Genomic DNA, 23869 nt, shown 5'->3' on the forward strand with positions numbered 1-23869 from the left:
GTCCGGGGCAATACACAATAGCATTCATCCTGCTTTGTGCAATGGATTTACCCATGGCATGGCAGAGGATTTTGGCTGTAAGTGACTGGCACCAAGGGGTTCTTCTGGCAATTAAGCTACAAGGGCATTGTGTCAGTTTGATGACGAATGCGACATAAATATGACACTCAGGTGACATGGCGTTCGATGGGCGACTTTGCATGCCGGCTGCGGCTTTAGCTGCGGCGCCAACTATGCTAAGGTACGCGGTTTTCCGCTTTGGAGCCTCGCTATGTTTATTGGGTTTGATTATGGCAGTGCCAATTGTGCCGTCGGCATGATGCAGGGAGCCGAAGTGCGGCTCCTGCCCCTGTCGGGTGATTCGGATTACCTGCCGTCCACCTTATACGCCATGGACAGGGAACTCATCGCCGAGGCCGTCTTCCATGGCCTGCCGGCCGAGCTCAAGGCCGAGTATGCCGGCAAGCGCGCCGCTCAGTTGAGCCGGGCCCGCATGGTGCGCCACGAGCTGGATCTGGGCGCCGACGAGCAGGCGGTGTTTGTCGGTGAGGCGGCGGTGCAAGCCTATCTCGAGCTGCCGGAAGAGGGATTCTATGTCCGGTCGCCAAAATCCTTTCTCGGCGCCACGGGCCTGAGGCCGGAGCAGATAGCCCTGTTCGAGGACATAGTCACCCTGATGATGCAGCACATCAAGACGCTGGCCGAAGCCAGGTTGGCCGAGGCTGGGGAGATGGCGGGGGCCATCAGTTATGCCGTCATAGGCAGACCGGTGAACTTCCAGGGCATAGGCGGCGAGGAGAGCAATCGTCAGGCCGAAGCTATCCTCAGGGTCGCGGCGAGCCGTGCCGGCTTCAGCGAGGTGGCCTTCCTGTTCGAACCTCTCGCCGCCGGCATGGACTATGAGGCGAGTCTGGTCGAGGACAAGACTGTGCTGGTGGTCGATGTGGGGGGCGGCACCACGGATTGCTCTCTGGTCAAGATGGGCCCTGGCCACAGGCATAAAGCGGATCGCAGCGCCGATTTTCTCGGCCACAGCGGGCAGCGTATCGGCGGTAACGATCTGGATATCGCCCTGGCGATGCAGGCTTTCATGCCCCGGCTTGGCCTGGGCAGTCAGACCAGGAGCGGCAAACCCATGCCGAGCAAGCCTTTCTGGAATGCGGTCGCCGTCAATGACATCAGTGCCCAGCGGGAGTTCGCCGCCCTGAGTTCACGCAAGCTGATCCAGGCGCTGCTGGAAGAGGCCGAAACGCCGGAGCGCTTAAGCTTGCTGCTCAAGGTGCAGCGGGAGCAACTGGGTTATCAGCTGGTGCGCAGCGCCGAGCGGGCTAAAATTGATTTGTCTGACGCGGCCAGTGTCGCCAGCAGTCTGGGGTATCTGGACCCAGAGTTGCGGGTCGAGGTGAGCCGCGGCCAGTTCGAGGCCGCCATAGAGACATCGCTGGCGAGGGTCGAGGCGCTGATGCACCAGGCACTGGCCCAGGCTGACGGACAGGCACCTGAGGTGATCTATGTGACGGGGGGGACGGCCAAGAGCCCGGCGATCTACGCCAGGATTGCCGCCATCTACCCAGAGACGCCCGTGGTAGTGGGCGATCATTTCGGCTCGGTCACCGCCGGCCTGACCCTTTGGGCGCAGAAGCTGTTTGCCGCTACGCCCGTCACCCCGGCGGCAAACTTAGCCGTCACCAAAGCAACGAGCGAGGCGTATTGATATGCAGGGAGGTGAAACTATCGGCAGCAAGAGCATGAAGGCCGGATTACTGGCCGGGGCCGTTCTGGGCGCGAGTCTGGCACTGTCGGCCTGTGGCGACGATGTGGGTAAGGTCAGCCTGGGGCTGTTTACCACCAAGGATGTGATCATAGATGCCAAACAGGATCCCAAGTTGCCCGGGGTGACCTGCCACATCAGCCGCATAGAGGCGAACCTGGATCTGGCCGATCCTTCGGACATGAGCATCAGCTGTCGTCAGACAGGGCCCATCAGCTCGGCCCAGTTGGCGGGCATAGATACCAGCAAGCAGGGCGAGATCGTCTTCAAGGAGTCGTTGAGCATATTGTTCAAGAGCCTCAAGGTGAGGCGGATCTTCGACAGGGAGCATCAGACCCTGCTGTACCTGTCTTACTCCACCAAGGAAACCAACGGCAGCCATAAGCATGCCTTGTCGACCGTGCCCTTGTATGGCACGGCAGCCTGGGTCGCTCCCGAGCCCAAGCCTTGAGAACCCAGGCCTTGATTGAGCGCCTATGAGCCCTCAGAATCCAGGCCCTGGGAGTCTAAGTCTAGAGAATATAAGTCTAGGGAATATAAGCCTAGGGAACAGGCCCCTAGGGCCAGAATAAAAAACCGCCGGCCGGCGGTTTTTTTATGTCAGATGCCCCAAGTAAGAGCGGGCTGCCCGGGTTATCTGGCCAAGGCGGCGTTGAAGCGGGCGAAACCCGCCTCGAGATCGGCAATCAAGTCATCGGCATCTTCCAGGCCGACATGCAGGCGGAGCAACGGCTTGGTCTTATCCCAGCGGGTGGCGGTGCGTATGCTCTCTATGCCGAATACCCCGAGGATCAGGCTCTCATAGCCGCCCCAGGAGAAGCCCATCTTGAAATGCTGCATGTTTTCCACCATGGCGGTGATGGCGTCGAGATCCCCATGCTTCAACACCACGGAGAATAAGCCATTGGCGGCGCTGAAGTCACGTTTGAAGAATTCATGCCCGGGGCAGGTTGCGAATGCCGGGTGGCGCAGGTGATCCACCTCGGGGCGCCCCTGGAGCCAGTTGGCGACCTTGAGGGCATTCTTCTGGTGTTGGGCCATGCGCACCCCCAAGGTACGCAGGCCGCGGGCGGCGAGGTAGACATCGTCGGGTGAGGTGGTTTGCCCCATGAGGTAGCTGTTTTCCCTCAGCTGATCCCAACAGCGGGCGTTGGCGGTGGCCGTGCCCAGCATCACATCCGAGTGTCCAACTATGTACTTGGTCGCCGCCTGGATGGAAATGTCCACCCCCATGTCGAAGGGACGGCAATTGATGGGCGAGGCCCAGGTGTTGTCGAGCATGACCACCAACTCCTGCTCATGGGCGATGCGGCATAGGGTCGGCACGTCCTGTACTTCCATGGTGAGCGAACCCGGCGACTCGAGGAACAGCACCTTGGTGTTGGGGCGGATCAACGCCGCTATGCCGGCGCCTATCATGGGGTCGTAGTAGGTGGTCTCTATGCCCAAACCCGCCAGCAACTTGTCGCAGAGATCGCGGCTGGGCTCATAGGCGCTGTCGACCATCAGCAGGTGATCCCCCGACTTGAGGAAACTCAGCAGGCAAGCGCTGATCGCCGCCGCGCCTGAGGGATAGAGGGCGGTGCCGACGCCGCCTTCCAGTTCGGCTATCGCCGCCTGAAAGGCGAAGTGGGTCGGGGTGCCGCGGCGGCCATAGAACATCTCGCCCTGGGTCTTATGCTTGGCGGCATGACGCATGTCATCCATGGTTTCGAATACCACGGTCGAGGCCCGGAACACAGGCGGGTTAATCACCCCCTTGGTCCACTTCTTGTCCCGGCCCAGGCTGACTATCTTGGTGTCTTGCTTCATATCATGCTGTTTCATCGCTAATTCCTGCCATGGATTGAATCGAAAAGTCTGGCTGCTGCGCTGGCATCTTAGCATCTCACGGGCCGAATAACAGGCCGGCAAGATGAAGCCTATTCATGCTGCCTCGCTATTGGCTGTCCTTGAGCAGAGGCAAGTGGATCACTATTTCCACCCCTGAGCCATCGGCGCGGTTGCGGGCGAGGATCTGCCCCTGGTGAAAGACGCAGATCAGCCGGGCGATATACAGCCCCAGTCCCAGGTGTGGCTTGGCTTGTTGTTGATGGGGTCTGACCGACACCATGGACTCGAAGATCTGTTCGGCCATGTTCTGTGGCAGCGCGGGACCACTGTTGCTGACCATGAGGCAGGCCTGCTTGCCCTGGGATTTGAGGCTGACCTGGATGGCGCTGTCCGGCTGGCTGAATTCCAGCGCATTGGCGATGAGCTTATCCATCAGCTGGGCCAGGTATTCGGGCACGCCGCGCATCCTCAGCTCCTGCTCTATCTCTGTGGTAAATTCCTGCTGCGGATAGGTCAGCTGGTAGCCCTGCATGCAGCCGGAGATCACCTTGGACAGGGGAAAGGCCTGCATTTCGGCCTGGGACAGGCTCTCTTCCAGCCGGGTGGCCTCGCTCATGTTGTTGAGTATCATGCCCAGACGGCTGACGCCTTCTTGGGCCCGATCGACATACTTCTGGCTGTCGCCGTCCAGCTGCTGCAGCTGCAGGTGCTCCAGCGAGCTGCGCACCACAGCGACCGGGGTACGCAGCTCGTGTGACAGACGCGAAGACATGTTTTCCAGGTATTGGTTGTACTGCCTCAGGCGGCTGACTATGTTGGAGAAACTGCGCGACAGGTCGCCAATCTCATCTCTGTTGTTCGAGGCCTTGATGCCGCTGCGGATCCGCCCCTGGCTGTCGATGGCCCCTTCGGCCTCGTCCCTCAGGCTGCGGATACGGCTGGAGATGCTGGAGGCGAAGAAGAACAGCGCCAGGGTGCCCATGCTCATGATGGTGATGATGACGTTGAACAGCTTCTCCAATGCGCGATTGCGCAGGCTGCGGATCCCGTGGGTGGTCTCTTCGGCGACGACGGCGCCCATGACCCTGTCATCTATCCAGATGGGGCTGGCGGCGGCCAAGATCACCGCCTTGCTGTCCGGTGTCAGGCGCCAGGTGGAACCTTGCTTGCCGATCAACGCCTTGCGAATATGACTGCCATCCAGTTCGGTGGAGTCTTGCAGTGAGTCGACAAAGTCCTGGGGGGGCGCCGTCAGCACCCGGTAATAGAGGGGGTGCAATATTTTACGCTTGAACAGGCTCCAGAGATCTTCCTCCTCCTCCTCATCCAGGGTGCGGGTCCAGACGCTGCTGTTGGCGCGAATATCCCCCGACTTGGCCAGCACCCGGCCGTGGTTGTCTATCACCCAGATCCGCGAGCTATTGTGGCCCATGCCCTTGATGATGTTCTCAATTTCGGGGGAGGGTACCAGTACCGTCCCCAGGTTATCGGCCCTGTCGATGGCGGAGGTGCCGACTATGGCTTCGACCCTGCGGCGCCGCTTGTCGTTGACATCGGAAATGGCGAAGCCGAGTTTGCTGCCGACCATCTCCAGCGGCAATCTGAGCTCTATGTTGTAGCCCTTGTCTGTCTTGCGCCACTGGCCCTGAATGCGCACCTCTGGGCTGACCGGGGTGGAGCGTGCCGGGTTGGCGGGCAGCTCGAAGGCACTGATCCAGCCATCCCTGCTGGTGGCTATGATATAGCGCCTGAACTGACCGTCCGGAGCCAGGGTTGCCAGGGTCAGATGATCGTTATGGTCGACGCTGAGGGCCTTGCGGCCGCGGTAGACGACATTGGGATCTGTGACGTCGAAGAAGCCGTAGAGATAACCGCCGTATCTGCCCACCATATGGGTGAAGCTGAGGTTGAGGGGGGCATCCTCATCTGCCTGCATTATCAGATGGGACTGGCCATAGTTGATGAATCTGTGGCTGTAGCCCTGCCAGTCGACCAGCTTACCGTCGAGCTGGATGGGGCCGCTCAGCGGATAGGCATACAGATCCCGGCTCTTCTCGACCCTGTTGAGGAAGCTCGCCTGGTTGTCGAATAGCTTGGGCCTCTCATGCAGGGCGGTGGCCAATGCCTGGGTGGTGCCCTCCAGGGTGCGCTCCTGGCCCTGGCGCAGGTATTTTTCCATCTCCCACACATATTGGTAGCCAAGCCAGGGCAGGCATAGCAGGAATAGCGACAGTATGACGACCTTGGTGCGCAGGCCTATGGGCAGATTAAGCATCTTGGAGCTGAGGTCCTGAGTGAACGGGCGACATGTACATACTAGCCCTGGGAATCCCAACGGTAGCCCATGCCATAGACGGTATCTATGCAGTCGAAGGCGGGATCGGCGGCGATAAATTTCTTCCTGATGCGTTTCACATGGGAGGTGATGGTACTGTCATCGACAAATATCTTGGCCTCCTGCATCAACTCCTGGCGGCTGCGCACATGCCCAGGGTGTTTGGCCAGGGCATGCACCATCCAGAATTCGGTCACCGTCAGTTCTATGGGAGTCTGCTCCCAAAGCACCCTGATGCGGTTGCTGTCTATGCTCAGGGGCCCCCGCTCGAGCAGGTTATCCTGGCTCGCCTGGGTACCTGCGACGTCGGAGCGGCGAAACAGGGCGGCCAGACGGGCGATGAGGTGGGGGAAGCTGACATCCTTGCTCAGGTAGTCATCGGCGCCCAGGCGCAGGCCGCAGACGGTATCGAAATCGCTGTCGCGGGCGGTGAGGAAAATGATCGGCAGGCTGCTCGACAGCGCCCGCAGCGACTGGCATAGGGCGAAGCCGCCGTCGATCTCATGACCCAGGCCTATGTCTATGATGGCCAGATCCGGCAGCCGGGTGTTGAACGCCTGCATCGCCTCGGGGCGATTGGCATAGGTCTGTACGCTATAGCCCTGCTGCTGCAAGACATCTTTATAGTTTTCTCGAATGGCCGCTTCATCTTCCACTATGGCGATACGTTTCATCCTGGTATTCCACTTGGCATTGCTGAACTTGGCGTGACTATACAGGATTTTATCCGGGATTGAAGAGGGGCGCGGCAATTGCCATTTTGTTGCCACTATTGATAGGCGAACCGCCTTCTTTCTTCCCTGCCGTTGCCATCTGCTTGATGTTTAATGACTTCATCGACATACGAGTCGCCGGCTAAGCGGCGGTCATGGCCAAAATGGCCAAGGTGTCGCGCCATTTCATTCAGCAACAATACAGGGACAAGAAGATGAATAGACAAATGCATACAGGCTCAATGCAGCAAGCACCCGCCGAGTCGGGGCAGATAGCGTCGGCAACAATAGCGCCACGGGCGTTCAAGCGGCGGTTACTCCCCTTGCTGGTGAGTGTCGGCGTGGCGACCGGCCTGGGCTTTTCAGGTCAAAGCCTGGCCGGGACGGGCGTTTCGGCGGCCGAGCGGCAGGAGAAGGCCCTGGGGCATGAGGAGCAGGGACAGGAGAAGGAACAGGGGCATGAGGAGCTCATAGGCATAGGCTCGGGTATCGTCCTGGGCGCCGTGGTAGGCGGGCCGGTCGGGGCCATCATAGGGGCATTCACCGGGGGAATTTTGGGCAAGAGTGTCGGCGATGACGAGGAGTTGGCCCGCAAGCAGACCCGGTTGGCCGCACAGGAGAACGAGCTGGCGGCCCTCAGGCAGGAGCAGGCGGCGTTGACCGCGACGGCGCAAGAATATGACCAGGCCCAGCGGCAGCTGAGCGCCCTGAAACAGGCACAGCAACAACTGCTGGCCGAGTTGGCTCTGGGACTGAATGTGCAGTTCCGTACCGGCTCTTCCGTGATAGAGCCGCATTTCGCCCGCCAACTGGACTATGTGGCCGATACCATGGCGCTGGCGCCCGAGTTGAGGTTGGATCTGACGGGATATGCAGATCGCCGTGGCGATGCAGATTATAACCAGGCCTTGTCCGAGCAGCGCCTGGCGGAAGTGAAGAGCTATCTGGTGCAGCGCGGCGTGGCCAAGGACAGGCTCAACGCCCAGGCCTATGGCGCCAGCTCGCCGCTCAACGAGACCCAGGACAGGGAAACCGACGTGTTCGATCGGCGGGTGACCCTGAAGTTGCAGGCAAGGGACACAGAGCTGGCCAAGGCCGCCGGGCACTGAGATGGCTGGGGCGCCATGCCTCTGGCAAGGGTGTGAGAGGAAAGCTAGGGATTTGAGAGAAGAGCAGGGATTTGAGAGGAGAACAGGGAATGACTATCGCTAAGGCGCAAGTGATTGCGCCGCCTCGCTGCGGCGGCATGTTGGCGGCACTCGTGAGTTTAGCCTGCCTGCTCTGGGCCGCGCCGGCGGCAGTCGCAGCGGCCGAAGCCGGCGCGGCCCAGGAAGCCGAGCTCGATCAGGGCAGCCTCTGGTACCTGGATGAGGATGGCGGCTATCGGCAGGCGCTGCCACTGCATACCAGGGTCGAGATGCAGGTCGCAGGGCTGGTTAACAGGGTCAGGGTGATTCAAAGCTTCGAGAATCCTGGTCAAGACTGGCTTAACGGCGAGTATCGCTTTCCCTTGCCCAACGAGGCTGCCGTCGATGCCCTGCGCCTGATTTTGGGTGAGCGCATCATAGAGGGCAGGATCCAAGCGAAAGCCGCGGCGAGACAAAGCTATGAGACAGCCAAGGTCCAGGGGAGACGGGCCAGCCTGGTGACCCAGGAAAGGCCCAACATCTTCAGTACCGAGGTGGCTAATCTCGCTCCGCGGGAGACAATGACGGTTGAAATCAGCTATCAGGAGACCCTCAACTACCTGGATGGTGAAGTCGGCTTGCGTTTTCCCATGCGAATCACCCCCAGATATAGCCCTCGGCGGCCGGACGCAGCAGAAGACTCTCCGGTCCATGACCCTGAGGCAAGTCTGGAGGATAAGCAAGAGGATTGGCAAGAGGATAGGCAAGAGAATAGGCAGGCAGATGAGCAGGCCGGGAGCGGCTGGGCAGCGGCTCAATCCGAGTATTGGGAATGGTTCGTGGGCGCCACTGAGCCTCAGCCGGATGTCGACATCCGGGTGAGGCTGGCCGCGGGTTTCCCGTTGGCGGAGGTGATTAGTCCCTACCACGGCATCACCAGGACAGAGCAGCCGGACGGCAGCACAGAGATAAGCTTGACGGAAGCTGTCATAGCCAACCGTGATTTTGTGTTGCGCTGGCGGCCACAGGCCCTGCTCGGGGCCGAGGTGGCTATGTTTAACCAGCCGGGCCGGACCCATGCCGCCTCAGCCCGGCCCAGGGCTGAGACGCCGGCTGGGGTTCAGGGCACAGGGGCGGAGGACGAGGCCAGGTACGCCTTGGTCATGCTGATGCCGCCCGGGGCGAGTGACAGGCATCCGGACCCTGTGCCCCGGGAACTCATCCTGGTGATAGATACTTCTGGTTCCATGGCCGGAGATGCCATAGCGCAGGCGAAACAGGCCATGGCCCAGGCGCTGTCGGGCCTAAGACCGCAGGACAGCTTCAACATTCTGGCGTTCAGCAGCGGCGTGAACGCATTTGCTGCCGGCGCCTTGCCCGCCAATAGCCGCAATCTGAGTCGGGCACAGGACTTTGTCGCCGCTTTGACCGCCGACGGCGGCACCGAAATGGCGCCGGCGCTGATGAGGGCGCTGGCAGCCGCCGGGCAGCAGAAGTTACGGCAGAAGTTACAACAAAAGTTACGACAGATCATCTTCATGACAGATGGGGCCGTGGACAACGAGGCCGCCCTGTTCCGCCTGATAGCCGAACACCTGGGTTCCAGCCGCTTGTTCACCGTTGGCATAGGCCCGGCACCCAATTCCCACTTCATGCAGAGGGCGGCCGAGCTTGGCAGGGGCAGCTTTCTCTATATAGGCAAGCAGGCCGAGGTGGCATCACGGATGCAAACCCTCCTTGGTAAGCTGGCGCTGCCAGTGGTGACCGACATCAGGCTCGAATATCCGGATGGCAGTGTGCCCGATTACTGGCCCAGGCGGGTGACGGATCTCTATCGCGGCGAACCCTTGCTCATCAGCCTGAAACAGGCAGCCGACTCGCCTAAGGAGCTGCGGGTGTCGGGGAACGTCGACGACCAGTTCTGGCAGAGGCAGTTGTTTCTGGGCGAGGCATTGCCCGGCACCGGCCTGGACATCTTGTGGGCCAGGAAACAGCTTGCCGCACTCGAACTGAGCCGGACCCAGGCCAACGAGGCGGAAGTCAAAGCCGCAGTGACGGCCTTGGCACTGGACTATCATCTGGTGAGCCGGCATACCAGCCTGGTCGCCGTCGAGTTGACGCCGGCAAGGCAGACAGGCGAGCCGACTCGGGAGGCCCAAGTGCGCCAGGCCTTCCCCTGGGGATGGCAGCCTGGCCCAGGGAGCCTGCCGCAAACGGCCACCGCGAGCCGGTTGGAGATCTTGTTGGGAGCCTTGCTCATAGGCCTGGCGGCCCTGCTGGCCCTGGGCCATAGAGGCAGGGCTGGAGGCTTGCTTCGGCCCTGAATTTATCCCGATTGAAGGAGTCAGAGATGGCGTTATCCAGGGCTATGCGCCGCTATGGCTGGCTGCCTGTGTTGTTATTCGGGGTCATCTTGTTTGGCAGAGGTGTCTATATGCAGGCGAAAGCCCATTTTGCCCAGTTCTTGATCCAGGCTGCCTGGCAGCAAACCCTGAGGGACCAGAGGCCTCATAAGCCCTGGCACTGGGCCGATACCTATCCTGTCGCCAAGTTGTCCGTGCCACTGATGTCAGCCGGCACCGACGCGGTTATCCGGGTGAAAGACATGTATGTGCTGGCGGGCGCCTCGGGGCGCAACCTGGCGTTCGGCCCGGCCCTGGTGCTATCCGGGGCCAGGGTGGGTGAGGCCGGCAATACCATCATTGCAGGGCATAGGGACACACATTTCGGCATCTTGCAGGAGGTGCGGCAGGGACAACCCCTGTGGTTGCAAACTGCCGATGGGCGGGAACTGGCCTATAGCGTTGTCAGCACCCGGGTAGTGCATGAGAGTGACGGTCGCTTCATGGCCAGGGACGGGGAAGACAGGTTGACACTCATCACCTGCTATCCCTTCGATGCGCTGACGGGAGGCGCCGAGCTGAGGTTTATTGTCGAAGCCGTGCCAAGGATAAGCTCGCTCAGGGAGCCATAGGCATGACCCGGTTGCGCCCCAGATTTTTCGCCTGGTAGAGCAGGTTGTCGGCAACCTCGAACAATTGGGTCGACGACTGTTTCGCCTGCCACTGGGCGACCCCGAAGGAGGCGGTGATGTTATCTATTATGTTCCCCGAGCGCCTGTCTTTGACGCTCAGCTTTTCCAGGCTGCGCCTGATGGCTTCCGCCAGTTGCCTTACCCGCATCAATTGACTGCCGGGGACCAAGATCCCGAATTCTTCACCGCCGACTCGGTAGAGCTTAGCGCCGTCACGGCAGGCTTCCTGTACCCGCTTGGCGACGGCTTTCAACACAAGATCGCCCAGTTGATGGCCATAACTGTCGTTAAATGCCTTGAAGTGATCTATGTCCAGCAGGATAAGGCAGGTACCCTGGGGACTCTGGGCCAAGAGCCCGGCGAGATCTTCATCGAAGGCCCGTCGGTTCAGGCAAGAGGTCAGGGCATCGAACAGCATATCTTTCTCAGTTTGCTCCAGCCTATGTCTCAGGCTGGTGATTTCCGACTGAGCGCGCGCCAGTTGCTCGGTGAAATACTCAGTGCTGGAACGTATATCATCGGCCTCCTTGACGAAATTGCGCACCAGATCCAACACCTGCTCGACGCTGAACCCTTCATCTTCGACTCTGTGCAGCTTATCGAAATGGCCCTTTATCCGGTTCTGGAAGGTGCTGGCATCGGAACGTGTATCTGTTAGCGATTGTGACAGCTCGGTCGCCATGGCATCGAGATTCTGGCGCATATTCCTGACATCCAACTGCGTGGGATCGGCAACGAACTGACGGTATAGCTGCTCGCTGTCTATGGGCGGACAGGTGGAGTACTGGGAGATAATGGTATCAAGTTTTTGATTTAGCGTGGGGTTTTGCTCACCTACATAGGTGTACCATAGGGCATAATTGGTCGGGGTGGTGGGAATGCTATGCTTGAGCATCAGCGGCACGGCTCGCTTAAGGTGCATGGCGGCGGTTTGTAATAATGTTGGCGACATCTGGGGACCTTAATCAAAAGCCTGCCAGGGCAGGAGGAAAGCTTGCATTACCGGAGGATCCCTGTTTGGATACTCGATGGCCTGTGCCATCCGGAACACGTTACCCGATAATTAAAACAAGATAAACATCAATCCAAGGAGAATAACACAGTGAACAGACTCATTTTAACTTGTCTGCTCTGCGCCATGTCGGTGCCGCAGGTGTGGGCCGAGATCGGGGTGAAGCAGCAGTTGGATCTCGGGCGCTACCGCCAGCATGTCAGCACCTTGGCTTCGGACGAGTTCGGTGGCCGCGCGCCCCTGTCCGGGGGAGAAAAACTGACACTGGACTATCTGAGCCAAGCGTTCAAGGCCATGGGATTGCAACCCGGCTTCGGCGACAGCTATTTGCAGCCGGTACCCATGGCCTCGATACGGGCCGAGCAGCAGATGCAGCTGCAGATAGGTGACTTGAGCTTCACTAATGGCAGCGATTTCACCGCCAGAACCGAGCGCATCAGTGACACCGTGACCCTCGAGGACAGCGACTTGGTGTTTGCCGGCTATGGGATCAATGCCCCCGAATATGGCTGGAATGATTACCGGGGGCTGGATGTGAAGGGCAAGACGGTGATAGTGCTGGTGAACGATCCCGGGTTCGCCACTCAGGATCCCCAGGTGTTTAAAGGCAATGCGCTGACCTACTATGGTCGCTGGACCTATAAGTATGAAGAAGCGGCGCGTCAGGGCGCTGCGGCCGTGTTCATAGTGCATGAGACGGCGCCTGCGGCCTATGGCTGGGGGGTCGTCAGAAATGGCAACACAAACGTCAAATTTACCCTAGTGGACGATAAGCAAAACCGAGACAGGCTGGGTGTCATGGGCTGGTTGCAACATGAAGCGGCGCAGAAAATTTTTGCCCGGGCCGGGCTGGACTTCGAGGCCCTCAAATCCCGCGCCGCCAAGCCGGGATTCGCTCCTGTGGCGCTGCAGCAGAAGGTCAAGCTGCAACTCAGGAATCACATAGAGCAGGCTCAGTCCTACAATGTATTGGCGCTGCTGCCCGGCAGTGAACGTCCGGACGAAGTGGTGATGCTGCAGGCTCACTGGGATCATCTGGGGATGGCGACCGAAGCGGGCAAGACACAGGTGTTTAACGGCGCCGTGGATAACGCCAGCGGGGTCGCCGGGGTGCTGGAATTGGCGCGGATCTTCAAACAGGCGGCCGATCGCACGCCCTTCAAACGCTCAATTCTGTTCAGCAGCTTTACCGCCGAGGAAACCGGGCTGATAGGGGCACAGTACTTTGCCGCCCATCCCGTGGTACCGACCAAGAATATCGTCGCCTTCCTCAATATAGATGGCATGAATGTCAACGCCGGGGTGGACTACATACTCCAGTACGGTCAGGGCGTCTCCGAAATGGAAGACTATCTGCAACGCTTCGCCTCGGCGCAGCGGCGCAGTGTTAAAGCCGATCCCAAGGCGCAGAACGGTTTGATGTTCCGCTCGGATCATTTTGCCTTGGCCCAGCAAGGCGTGCCTGGGCTGCTATTCATGAGCCTGGGGGACACAGATCCCGACTATATCGCTCATAAATACCATAAGGGGGCCGACGATTACGATCCCGACTGGTCCCTGAAGGGAGTCGAGCAAGATCTGGACTTGATCGGCAATATGCTCGCCGAGCTGGCCAACAACAGGGCGTGGCCCAAGTGGCTGGAGGCATCGGATTTCAAGAAACGCCGGGCTCTGGATGGGCGTTAGGCTAATGGTTTGAAAGGAAAGGCGCCCTTGGGCGCCTTTTTTGTCTTAACCATGTCTCAACTGTATCGCCTGGACTCGCTTAGAACCTGTAGCTCAGCGACACCATGGGACCCGTGAAGCTGTAATTGAGGTTGTAGTTGGCAATGTTGACCTCGGCATCTGGACGCTGTTGATCGAGTTCGACATCTATCTGGTAGTAGTTGTATGCCACGCTCATGTGCCAGTTTTTGGCGATTTCGGCTTCAACCCCGAGCTTGACATCGACCAAACGGCCCTGCATATCGTCGAGTTTGACGTAAAAATACTGTGCCTGGGCATTGAATTGCCAGCCGGGCAAGAATTCGTAGTTGGCGTAGAGACCGAAGTCGGGCAGTGGCGCGGTGACATGTTCTTCTATTATGCTGGGCATGGCGTGGCTGCCACACAGGTTGTTAACCAGGTCCGAACTGGCACAGGCGCCTATGGTGCCTTCGAAGCCGGCCTTGATAAACATGGTATGCAGGCCCACAGAAGCACCGACATTGTAGTTGGTGCCCTGAAGGAAGTCGTAGCCATAGCCTAAGGTCGCAATGTCGATATTGAGTGTGGTATGCAGCCTGGCTCCCGCGTTGACTTCATAGACGGTATCATCGATTTCTACCTGGAAGGGCTGAGCCAGGCCCGAGGTATCTGCATCTCTGTGCAGCTGCTTCCAGTCAAAATAGAAATTGTGTCGTTCGTTGAAGTGGTGGTTCAAAGCGACAAAGGGCAGGAATTGATTTTCGGCTAACTGAAGATCCGATTCGTAATCCAGGGTGTATTGACTGTCTTGAACCGGGTCACTGACCTGGATACTGGAGTCGGACTGTGAATAGAAACCACCCAGACTGATGCTGGTTTCACTCGCCCTGGCGGCACCACATAGGGTCAAACTAAAAAAACACAATAGCAAATAATGCTTTACCATCAAACTAGCTCCATAGCCTATAGTTATTATGGTCAAATACTGACTCTGTGTTATGGCGCCTTTCCTTGACGAACCCAGCGAGTGTACCATTTTGCGTCTAAATGTGAACAGATTGTTTCAGTTTGTGTGAAATTTATACCTGGTCGGAAACAAGCATAAAAAAACGCAGCCCAGGCTGCGTTTTTGAGTCTGTCACCGGCCTGTGCCAGCGGTTGAGGCTATTCGACCTCGGTGCCGGTCACCTTACGCGTCAATACCCGGTTCGAGGTCGTCGCGGCTTGGGTCTCGGGCTCGGCCGCTGCAGGCTGTTTCGGTACTATGGGATCGCGGTTAAACATGCCCAGGCGGATACGGATAAAGTGTAATATCTGGGCGGCGATATCCACATTCAAACAGGACTCCAGGCCTTCGAACCCGGGTGAGGAGTTGGCCTCGCAGATCTTGTAATGGCCGTTATCGAACAGCAGATCTATCCCGGCGACATCCAGATCCAGTATGTTGGCGGTTTGGGTGGCCAACCATTCGATTTCCGGGGTGATCTCGAATGGCCTGGCCGAGCCACCCGCACTGACATTGGCTTTGAAGCTGTCTTCCTGACCGCGGCGCTCATAGCAGCCGGCGACCCGGCCGCCTATGGTAAATACCCGCAGATCCCGGCCATGGCTGTTGGCGATAAACTCCTGCAATATGATGTTGGCGTTCTTGTTGGTCGCTTCTATCAGTTGCATCAAGTCGTCGAATTCCCTTGCCCTGTGGGATAGGAAGACCCCGCTGCCCTGGGAGCCGGACAGTGTCTTGATCACCACGGGAAATCCCAGATGGCGTTCGACCAGGTCTATGTCGACGGGAAACTTGACCAGCATTGTCTTGGGGGTAGGCAAATTCTTCTCGGCCAGCAATTGCTGTGAGAATAACTTATCTTTAACTATTTCAATTGCCTTGGATGGATTGAGGCAATAGACCCCCAGTCTTTCCAAATGGCGGATGATCGCCAGGGCAAAGTAGGTGGTGCCCGAACCCATGCGCGGAATGATAAAGTCGGGCAAGTCGACCGCCTGGCCGTTGAGTAAAATGCTCTTGTTATCCTCCCGGGTGACCGTCAGATCAAACTCTTCCGGGGCGTACACTTCCAACTCTATGTTGTCTGCCTTGGCGGCGGCCAACAAGCGGTTGATTTCATACAATTCAGGTTTTAGCTGAGTCGCGGTCTCTTTATATAAAATCCAACCACGCATTAATCGCAAACCTTAATTTTCATCAGTTATCCTCAGGCTCAGCATCTTGCGGAGCATCGTCTTCAATATCGTATATTGTTTCGCCTTCTGCCTTGCTTGTCGCTGCTGGCACTGTGCCCAGCACGGCATAGAAGGGCTTTCCCTGCGCGAGTCTACAATACTTTTGCCAGATCTGCTCTAACAAGCTGGAGGCGGCGAGATGTCCTTGGGCTACTTGGACAAATTGTGCCTCATCCGGGCAGCAGGGCAGGCGTTTTCCCTCGGCAAGATCTTTGAGTGCCTGGCCGTGCGTCTCCAGCAGCTCGGCTTCCTTGTTGGTAAAATCCCCGCAGCGTTTGAAGCCTTTGGGGAAATTGACGTCGTCATAGAAACGCTTGTGAGCCACAAAGCCGGTTTGGGTTGAGTGTGGGTATGTTTCAGCACCGGGAGTGCGGGGCGATAGAGACGATGCAGACATGGCAGTCACCTACTAAATTTTGATATACAAAGATTTGCAACTGGAGTATTGGCTAGTATCATTGATTTAGAAATCAAAAAAAATTGCCTCTCTCGGTAAAGAATTTTTATGGATACAGATCTACTCAAGACCTTTCTCGAGGTTTCCCGCACCCGGCATTTCGGTAAGGCGGCGGAGAATCTTTATTTGACCCGCAGTGCCGTCAGTTTCCGCGTGAAACAGCTGGAAGGCATCCTTGGGGTCGAATTGTTTGAGCGTCAGCGCAACAATATTCAACCCACGCCGGCGGGAGAACGCATGCTGGGGCATGCCGAGGCGGTATTGACCGCCTGGGAGCGCGCCAAGCAAGATGTGTCCCTGAGCCAGCTGCAATCGACCCAGCTGGCGATAGGCGCCGCCCCCAATATCTGGGATGCCTATCTTCAGGCCTATCTGCAGCCGCTGCATCTGGGCTTGCCAGGGGTTGCCCTGAGAACCGAAATTTTGACGCCGGCGGTGATGACGCGTCAATTGATGGAACGCACCCTGGACATCGCCATTTCCTTCGACCCCCCCAGTCTCGATGAATTGGAATTGGTGCCCCTGGGCAGGGTGAAGTTGCTGCTGGTGTCGAGTAAGGCCGGATTGGCGGTGGCGGATCTAAGGCGTCATGCTTACATCAAGGTGGATTGGGGCACGGCTTTCAACATAGTACACGCCCAGGATTATGCGGACCTGCCGCTGCCGGCCCTGCATACCGGCTCGGCGAGCATCGCCCTGGACTTCGTGTTCAATAATGCCGGCTGTGCCTTCCTGCCGGATCATTTGCTGCAGCCCCATCTCGATAGCGGCGAGCTGCACTTGGTTGCCGGGGCCAACGCCATTCCCAGAACCGTGTACCTGGCGTATTGGCCGCAAAACGAGAGAAGCCTCCAGGTCGCTCAGGCCATCAAGATCCTCAAGAGCGATGGCCCGCATGACGCCGAGTCGATCACCACAACAAAGGCGCAATCACGATAGCCCAGCAAATGCCGCACAGCAGCAGACTCATGAATACGGCGGCCGAAGCTATGTCTTTGGCCTGACCGCTCAAGGGATGGATCTCATCACCGACCCGGTCGACCACGGCTTCTATGGCCGAATTCAGCAATTCGACAATCAACACGATAAACAGGGTCAGGATCAGCAGCAAACGTTCCAGGGTGCTGATATCGAGCAGCAGGGCGATGGGTAACATGAACAGGGCCAAGATCAGCTCCTGTCTGAAGGCCGCCTCGTTGACCCAGGCTGATTGCAGACCTTGCATCGAAAAGCCGGTGGCGCGAAAGACGCGTTTGATGCCGTGATTGTTTGCTGGTTTCATAAAATTCCGGAGTTGCTCACTGATAGAATTGCCAGGAATGCCTAGTCGTGATGGCGTTTGCTGCTTTACGCCGCTAAGCACATGAATGGCCGCAGTATAACATCGGCACAGGTCTGGATAAAACCGTCGGGCCTTGAATAACTGGGTTTGGCCTCCTAGTCTTCATTGGAGCATCTGCAGGACGCAGCAACAGGCCAGGAGGCTAGCATGTCATTCATTGGAGTCGTTACCTTAGTGCTGGGTTTGAGCCTCTTGTTGCTCCCCTTGGGCAGCAGCGCGCGCGATCTCAGCCGCCCCCGCAGCAAACCGCCACTCCAGCTCGCCAGCCAGTTCACTCAGGACATAGTCCCGGCAGAATATCTGGTGAGTGAAAAACTCGATGGCGTCAGAGGCTATTGGACCGGCAGTGAGTTGCTGACCCGCCAGGGTTACCCTATTGCCGTCCCCGCTTGGTTTGTGGCCGATTTCCCCGATTATCCCCTGGATGGGGAGTTGTGGCTGGCGCGGGGCGGCTTCGAGGCCGTCTCTACCCTGGTTCGGCATGGCGGCGCCGATGATGCGCTCTGGCATAGGGTCAGTTTCAGGGTATTCGACCTGCCCGCCTACCCGGCGGTTTTCGCCGAACGTTACGCCTTCGCCAAGGCCCATCTCAACCCAACGAGTGCTTACCTCAAGCTCATCCCCCAATTTCAATTGGACAGCATCGCCAGTGTATACGCTAAGTTGGACGCCAGTGTGGCGGCCGGGGCCGAAGGGCTGGTCTTGCACAGGAAACACGCACCATATGCGGCGGGGCGGAATCAGGATATGATGAAATTGAAACCCCATTACGATGCCGAAGCCGAAGTGATAGGCTATCGCCCCGGCAAAGGGCAGTTCAGCGGCATGATGGGGGCCCTGGTGGTGCGTACCCCACAGGGGCTGGAATTCAGTCTAGGCATAGGTTTTAATCTTAAGCAAAGGCAACAACCGCCCGCCATAGGCACAGTGGTGACGTATCAATATTCGGGTCTGACCGCCAATGGGCTGCCAAGATTTGCCCGTTTTCTCCGGATACGTTCCGATTAGCACAGGCCTGAGCGGTATTCGGATAATGCATGAATCAAGAGGGTTAAATGAAGTCAATCACATCGGTACTCTTCGTTTGCATGGGCAATATTTGTCGCTCGCCGACGGCCGAGGCACTCTGCCGGGCCAAACTGCAACAGAAGGGGTTAAATCTCAGAATAGATTCTGCCGGTACCCTGGGTTTTCATCGAGGTAATCCGCCGGATCCCCGTGCCGTTGCCGCCGGCGAGAAACGCCACCTGAGTTTCGATGGGATCTTCGCCAGGCAGATCACTGCCGAAGACTTCGAACAATTCGATTTGATCCTCGCCGCCGATAAGCAGAATCTGGTCGAACTCAGCGCCCTATGTCCGCCGGCACATAAGGATAAACTGCATCTGATGTTATCCTTCGGCACCCTGGGGATAGGGGAAGTACCGGATCCCTACTATGGCAGCAGTGACGGCTTTGAAACTGTGCTGGACTTGCTGGATGACAGCCTGGAAAGGCTACTCGAGCAGGTGGCGGTATACTAGCATGGGGCAAAGCCGGACCCGAGTCCGGCTCAGGTGTTAATCGTTATGGCGTTTGCCTGAGCGTTTCAGTTGCTCCTGTTCCAGCTTGGCTTGCTTCTCGGCTTCTTTCTCGGCCATGATGCGGGCCACTTCTTCCTTCTCGACCTCGGCCATGGCCGGGGTTTCCAGGCTGAGTAAGCCTATCTTACCCGAGCGGTACTCGTGCAGCAGCAATTCGGATGCCTTATGCAGATCTATGCGGCCACCCGGCCTCAAGGCGCCGCGCTTACGCCCTATGGCTTCGAGCAGCGCCATATCATCCTCGGGCAATTCGCTCAGTTTATAACGTTCGCAAATTTCCTTGGGGTAGGCGCTGAGGAAATACTGGGCGGCGAACAGGGCCACATCTTCGTATTCCATGGCGGTATCCTTGATGGCGCCTGTGACCGCCAGGCGGTAGCTGCTGGCCTCGTTATCCACCTTGGGCCAGAGGATCCCCGGAGTGTCTGACAGCACTATGCCATTCCTGAGGTTGATGCGCTGCTGGGTCTTGGTGACGGCGGGCTCGTTACCCGTCTTGGCGATGACGCGTCCCGCCAGGGTGTTGATTATGGTGGACTTGCCCACATTGGGTATGCCCATGATCATGGTGCGTATGTCCTTCTCTACCTTGTCACGGTTCGGCACCAGCTTGCGGCAGATATCGGGAATGCGCTTCACCATGGCGGCCTGCAGGGTCGTGATGGCGGTGGCCTTCACCCCTTGTTCACGCTCCAGATATTCGATCCACTGGGCCGTGACTGAAGGATCGGCAAGATCCGATTTGTTGAGCAATTTAATACAGGGTTTGTCGCCCCTGAGCTTGGCCACCATGGGATTTTCGCTGCTGAAGGGGATGCGGGCATCCAGTACCTCGATCACTAAGTCGACCTGAGGCATGGCCTCTTCGATCTCTTTGCGTGCCTTGTGCATGTGTCCCGGATACCACTGAATTGCCATGATGACGCCTTGTCTTAACTGATTGCCAAAGAGGAATATTCTACCTCTTTGGCGGGTAAATTCATAAAAAAAGCGCCCTGGGGCGCTTCTTATCTCAGAGTCTGATTAAATCACACCCAACTCGCGCAGTCTTTCCTTCAGGTAGCTGTCGGCCGTGTAGCGCTCGGACAATACCACGGATGGATTCGGGTGCAGGAATAACGGCAAGGAGATCCGTGACTTGGTCTTATCTGTACCTTCAGGGTTGATGACCCTGTGTGAGGTCGATGGGAAATAGCCCCCCGAGGCTTCCTGCAGCATGTCACCTATGTTGATGATGATGCTGCCAAAGTCGCTCGGTACATCGAGCCAGGTGCCGTCTTTGGCCTTGACCTGCAGTCCGGGCTCGTTGGCGGCCGGCAGCACGGTCAGCAAGTTGATGTCTTCATGCGCCGCGGCACGAATGGCCCCCAGCTCTTCATCACCCGTCATAGGCGGATAATGCAGCACCCGCAACAGGGTTTGCTGACTGTCTTTGATCATGTCCGGCAGTGCCATGGAGAAACGTGCCGCCACTTCGGCGGGCGAGTGGGCCTCGACCCAACCCAGCAGCTCAGATGCCAGCGCGTTGGCTTGGGCATAATAGGTCAGGATGTTTTCCCTGAGTGAGTCAGGGATCCTGCCCCAAGGGTAGATATGGAAGTATTCTTTGATGTCTTTAACCGTATTGCCCTTGGCCGTTTCCGACACGGATGCCGGGAAGAAGCCATCCTGGGTCTCGGGTTTGAACAGGAAGTCATGCTTGGCTTCGGATTGGAAGAAGGCATGCCACTCCTGGTAGATGTTTTCCACCAAGGCCTTGTCTATCGGGTGGTTGGACAACACGCCAAACCCGGTTTCCCTCAATGACTCGACAAATTTTGCGGCGCTGTCGGGCGCGCGATAATCGATTGTTTCTAATTTCATCATCTGTGTTCTTATTTTAAGTTAACCCCGCGCCAGTTTAGCCGCGCGCAGATATAAGTGCAAATTTTGCCATCGCCAGCTTGGCCCTGGCATCCGTGCAGCACTATCTTGGGATCTCACTGGACAAACCCGGGCGCTTATTTGAATAATGATACGAAATTATCCGCAACGGCGGCGGGTCCTATTGGATCCCAACGGCAGACAAGGTAGCTATAGATGCGTGAATTGACCGATTTTGAGAAATATGTGATCGAAGAGAAGGGGACCGAAAGGCCTTTCTCCGGCGAATATGTCACCCTCGATGCCCCCGGGTTATACCTGTGCAAGAAGTGCGGCGCACCGCTATATCGCTCCGACAGCAAGTTCAACGCCCACTGTGGCTGGCCGGCGTTCGACGATGAGATCCCGGGGGCCGTGACCCGGCATCCGGACCCGGATGGCAGCCGCACCGAAATCGTCTGCAGCCGCTGCCAAGGCCATCTGGGGCATGTATTCGAGGGGGAATTCCTTACCCCGAAGAATGTCCGCCATTGCGTGAACTCTGTCTCCTTGCTGTTTCAGCCACAGGATGCCGAGCAGCCGCGCTCGAATGAACGGTTGGCCACCCTGGGAGGGGGCTGCTTCTGGTGCCTGGAGGCAATCTTCGCCGCGCTCAAGGGGGTTAAGGGAGTGAGATCCGGTTATGCCGGTGGCTTGGCCGAGGAGGCGGATTACCGGACAGTCTGCAGTGGCAGCACGGGGCATGCGGAAGTGGTGCAGATAACCTATGATCCGGCCGAGATCAGTTTCGGTACCCTGTTGCAGGTGTTTTTCCAGAGCCATGATCCGACGACCCTCAATCGCCAGGGCAATGATATCGGCCCTCAATATCGCTCGGTCATCTTCGCTCACGATTCCGAGCAGATAGACAGTGCCTCGGCCATGATAGAAAAACTGGGGCAGGCCGGCCTTTGGGCAGGGCCCATAGTGACAGAGCTGACTGGGTACCAGGCCTTTTATCCGGCAGAAAATTACCATAACGACTACTTTGCCCTGCATGGAGAGCAGCCCTATTGTCAGCTGGTCGTCCGCCCCAAGGTTGAGAAATTCAGGGCCGCCTTCGCAGCCCTGTTGAAACAGGAGTCTTGAAATAAGAGGGTTGAAACAAGAGTCTTGAAATAGGAGGGTGAAATAGCATCCTGTCTCTCGAGCCGAGACCTGTCAGCAAGGGCAAAGCAAGCCATAAAACCGAGCAATGAAAGCTAGGCAATAAGAATCAGGCAATAAAAAAGCGAGCCAGGCTCGCTTCTTTATTTTCCTGGCCGCAGCCTAGGAATCCAGCTTATCGTCCGCCACCTTATAATGGGGATCTTCAATCAAGTTCACTTCGACCAGATCGCCTGCGTTGCGCAGCAGTTGCCTGCAATCGCCGCTGAGGTGGCGCAGGTGCAGGCGTTTGCCGGCGGTGACATAACGCTCGGCCAGGGTATCTATGGCTTCCAGTGCCGAGTGATCCGCGACCCGGGAATTACCGAAGTCGACTATCACATCCTGTGGATCTGTCTTGGCATCGAACAGTTCGAGGAAATTGGCCACAGAGCCGAAAAATAACGGTCCGTTGAGGCGATACACCTTCCAGCCCTGGCTGTCTTCGCTGATCTCGACATTGATATGCTTGGCGTGCTCCCAGGCGAACACCAGGGCCGAGACTATCACCCCGACAAACACCGCGAAGGCCAGATCCGTGAACACTGTGACCGTGGTCACCAGCACTATCACGAAGGCATCGTGCTTAGGCACCTTATTCATCACCCTGAAACTGGCCCACTCGAAGGTCCCTATCACCACGATGAACATCACCCCGACCAAGGCGGCCAGGGGGATGATCTCGATGAAGGCCGAGCCGAACAGTATGAAGGTCAACAGGCCGACAGCCGCCGTGATGCCAGACAGGCGGCCACGGCCACCCGAGTTAATGTTGATCATCGACTGGCCTATCATGGCACAGCCACCCATGGCACCGAAGAAGCCGCTGGTGATGTTGCCGACACCTTGGCCTACGCATTCCTTGTTGCTGCGTCCACGGGTGCTGGTCATCTCATCTATCACTGTCAGGGTCAGCAGGGATTCTATGAGGCCAACGGCCGCCAGGATACAGGCATAAGGCAGTATTATGTACAGGGTCTGCAGGTTGAAGGGCACGCTGGGGATGGCGAAACTGGGCAGGTTTCCGGCTATGGTGATATTGTCATCGCCACTCATGGTCTTGAGAAAATCCAGCACGTTGCGGGTATCCAGATCCAGGCCGACGACCAGTGCCGTCACCGTCAATATGGCCACCAGGGAGGAGGGCACAGCCGTGGTGAGCTTGGGCAGGAAATGAATGATGGCCATGGTCAAGGCCACCAGGCCCAGCATCAAGAGCAAGGGCTCCTGTGCCATCCATACCAGATCGCCGGCGGCATCCTTGACCTTAAACTGCCCCAGCTGGGCCAGAAAGATCACTATCGCCAGGCCATTGACGAAACCTATCATCACAGGGTAAGGCACTATGCGGATAAATTTGCCCAGTTTGAAGATACCGGCACAGATCTGGATCAGGCCGGCGAGCACCACGGCGGCAAACAGGTATTGCACCCCATGTTCCATCACCAGCGACACCATGACCACGGCCATGGCACCGGTCGCGCCGGAGATCATCCCGGGACGGCCACCAATGAGCGCGGTGATTAGCCCCATGATGAAGGCGGCATAGAGCCCGACCATGGGTTCCACATGGGCAACGAAGGCGAAAGCCACGGCTTCCGGAATGAGTGCGAGTGCCACTGTGAGCCCCGAAAGCACGTCGGCTTTGTGGCTGCTGGTTTTATGACGAATGAGATCGAACATTGAT

The 23869-nt window shown here is 57.8% G+C and carries 21 protein-coding genes; 10 read left to right on the forward strand and 11 right to left on the reverse strand.

Annotation, left to right across the window (positions count from 1 at the left end; all coding sequences use genetic code 11):
- Nucleotides 1-271: 271 nt before the first annotated feature.
- Nucleotides 272-1714, forward strand: coding sequence for a molecular chaperone (yegD, locus tag HC757_RS00650; RefSeq protein ID WP_169562335.1), 1443 nt, complete (start codon nt 272-274; stop codon nt 1712-1714).
- Between the two features lie 34 nt (nt 1715-1748).
- A complete protein-coding gene (locus HC757_RS00655) occupies nt 1749-2222 on the forward strand; it encodes a CreA family protein (protein WP_169562792.1) in 474 nt (157 codons plus the stop codon).
- A 182-nt stretch (nt 2223-2404) separates the two neighbouring features.
- On the opposite strand, the gene HC757_RS00660 is transcribed toward HC757_RS00655, so the two are convergent.
- The 3 genes from HC757_RS00660 to pdsR form a co-directional block, all read right to left on the reverse strand.
- Nucleotides 2405-3583 (reverse strand): cystathionine beta-lyase, encoded by a 1179-nt coding sequence (locus tag HC757_RS00660; RefSeq protein WP_169562793.1) that lies wholly within the window; start codon nt 3581-3583, stop codon nt 2405-2407.
- 127 nt (nt 3584-3710) lie between these two features.
- Nucleotides 3711-5879 (reverse strand): proteobacterial dedicated sortase system histidine kinase, encoded by a 2169-nt coding sequence (gene pdsS, locus HC757_RS00665; RefSeq protein ID WP_169562336.1) that lies wholly within the window; start codon nt 5877-5879, stop codon nt 3711-3713.
- A gap of 41 nt (nt 5880-5920) precedes the next feature.
- Entirely contained in the window at nt 5921-6613 is a 693-nt protein-coding gene (gene pdsR / locus HC757_RS00670; RefSeq protein WP_169562337.1) for a proteobacterial dedicated sortase system response regulator, read from the reverse strand.
- A 194-nt stretch (nt 6614-6807) separates the two neighbouring features.
- On the opposite strand from pdsR, the gene pdsO reads away from it, so the two are divergent.
- The 3 genes from pdsO to HC757_RS00685 all read left to right on the forward strand — a co-directional run bounded on the left by pdsO (nt 6808) and on the right by HC757_RS00685 (nt 10753).
- Complete coding sequence (gene pdsO, locus HC757_RS00675; RefSeq protein ID WP_425313938.1) at nt 6808-7761, forward strand: sortase-associated OmpA-like protein PdsO; 954 nt, start codon at nt 6808-6810, stop codon at nt 7759-7761.
- Nucleotides 7762-7850: 89 nt separating this feature from the next.
- Entirely contained in the window at nt 7851-10103 is a 2253-nt protein-coding gene (locus HC757_RS00680) for a marine proteobacterial sortase target protein (RefSeq protein ID WP_244622990.1), read from the forward strand.
- Between the two features lie 26 nt (nt 10104-10129).
- The gene (locus HC757_RS00685) at nt 10130-10753 is read left to right on the forward strand and encodes a class GN sortase (protein ID WP_169562338.1); all 624 of its coding nucleotides are present in this window, start codon (nt 10130-10132) and stop codon (nt 10751-10753) included.
- Here the strand turns inward: HC757_RS00685 and HC757_RS00690 are convergent.
- Nucleotides 10740-11765 carry a diguanylate cyclase domain-containing protein gene (locus HC757_RS00690; RefSeq protein WP_169562339.1) on the reverse strand — a complete coding sequence of 342 codons (1026 nt, stop codon included), beginning with the start codon at nt 11763-11765 and terminating at the stop codon, nt 10740-10742. The genes HC757_RS00685 and HC757_RS00690 overlap by 14 nt on opposite strands.
- A gap of 186 nt (nt 11766-11951) precedes the next feature.
- Here HC757_RS00690 and HC757_RS00695 point away from each other — a divergent pair, with 186 nt between their 5' ends.
- A complete protein-coding gene (locus HC757_RS00695) occupies nt 11952-13511 on the forward strand; it encodes a M28 family metallopeptidase (RefSeq protein ID WP_169562796.1) in 1560 nt (519 codons plus the stop codon).
- A gap of 79 nt (nt 13512-13590) precedes the next feature.
- Here HC757_RS00695 and HC757_RS00700 read toward each other — a convergent pair whose 3' ends face one another.
- From HC757_RS00700 to HC757_RS00710, 3 genes are all read right to left on the reverse strand, one after another.
- Nucleotides 13591-14457, reverse strand: a complete 867-nt coding sequence (locus tag HC757_RS00700; RefSeq protein WP_169562340.1) for a hypothetical protein — start codon at nt 14455-14457, stop codon at nt 13591-13593.
- Between the two features lie 218 nt (nt 14458-14675).
- Nucleotides 14676-15692, reverse strand: coding sequence for an ATP-grasp domain-containing protein (locus HC757_RS00705; RefSeq protein WP_169562341.1), 1017 nt, complete (start codon nt 15690-15692; stop codon nt 14676-14678).
- A gap of 22 nt (nt 15693-15714) precedes the next feature.
- Entirely contained in the window at nt 15715-16149 is a 435-nt protein-coding gene (locus HC757_RS00710; RefSeq protein ID WP_169562342.1) for a MaoP family protein, read from the reverse strand.
- A 108-nt stretch (nt 16150-16257) separates the two neighbouring features.
- Between HC757_RS00710 and HC757_RS00715 the strand changes: the two genes are divergently transcribed.
- Nucleotides 16258-17148, forward strand: a complete 891-nt coding sequence (locus HC757_RS00715; protein ID WP_169562343.1) for a LysR substrate-binding domain-containing protein — start codon at nt 16258-16260, stop codon at nt 17146-17148.
- On the opposite strand, the gene HC757_RS00720 is transcribed toward HC757_RS00715, so the two are convergent.
- Nucleotides 17120-17491 (reverse strand): diacylglycerol kinase, encoded by a 372-nt coding sequence (locus HC757_RS00720; protein ID WP_169562344.1) that lies wholly within the window; start codon nt 17489-17491, stop codon nt 17120-17122. The genes HC757_RS00715 and HC757_RS00720 overlap by 29 nt on opposite strands.
- Nucleotides 17492-17698: 207 nt before the next feature.
- Between HC757_RS00720 and HC757_RS00725 the strand changes: the two genes are divergently transcribed.
- The gene (locus HC757_RS00725; RefSeq protein ID WP_169562345.1) at nt 17699-18559 is read left to right on the forward strand and encodes a DNA ligase; all 861 of its coding nucleotides are present in this window, start codon (nt 17699-17701) and stop codon (nt 18557-18559) included.
- A gap of 47 nt (nt 18560-18606) precedes the next feature.
- Nucleotides 18607-19074: a low molecular weight protein-tyrosine-phosphatase gene (locus tag HC757_RS00730; RefSeq protein WP_169562346.1), complete on the forward strand. Its 468-nt coding sequence runs from the start codon at nt 18607-18609 to the stop codon at nt 19072-19074.
- A gap of 36 nt (nt 19075-19110) precedes the next feature.
- Here the strand turns inward: HC757_RS00730 and ylqF are convergent, their stop codons facing one another.
- Together ylqF and HC757_RS00740 are read right to left on the reverse strand one after the other, a co-directional pair.
- The gene (gene ylqF / locus HC757_RS00735; RefSeq protein ID WP_169562347.1) at nt 19111-20052 is read right to left on the reverse strand and encodes a ribosome biogenesis GTPase YlqF; all 942 of its coding nucleotides are present in this window, start codon (nt 20050-20052) and stop codon (nt 19111-19113) included.
- 105 nt (nt 20053-20157) lie between these two features.
- Nucleotides 20158-20997, reverse strand: coding sequence for an isopenicillin N synthase family dioxygenase (locus HC757_RS00740; RefSeq protein ID WP_169562797.1), 840 nt, complete (start codon nt 20995-20997; stop codon nt 20158-20160).
- A gap of 216 nt (nt 20998-21213) precedes the next feature.
- On the opposite strand from HC757_RS00740, the gene HC757_RS00745 reads away from it, so the two are divergent.
- The gene (locus HC757_RS00745; RefSeq protein WP_169562348.1) at nt 21214-22125 is read left to right on the forward strand and encodes a bifunctional methionine sulfoxide reductase B/A protein; all 912 of its coding nucleotides are present in this window, start codon (nt 21214-21216) and stop codon (nt 22123-22125) included.
- A 180-nt stretch (nt 22126-22305) separates the two neighbouring features.
- Here the strand turns inward: HC757_RS00745 and HC757_RS00750 are convergent, their stop codons facing one another.
- On the reverse strand, nt 22306-23865 hold the full coding sequence (locus HC757_RS00750) for a SulP family inorganic anion transporter (protein WP_169562349.1): 1560 nt from the start codon (nt 23863-23865) through the stop codon (nt 22306-22308).
- Nucleotides 23866-23869 lie beyond the last annotated feature (4 nt).

The organism is Shewanella salipaludis, assembly GCF_012911865.1.
In the GTDB taxonomy this organism is placed as follows: domain Bacteria; phylum Pseudomonadota; class Gammaproteobacteria; order Enterobacterales; family Shewanellaceae; genus Shewanella; species Shewanella salipaludis.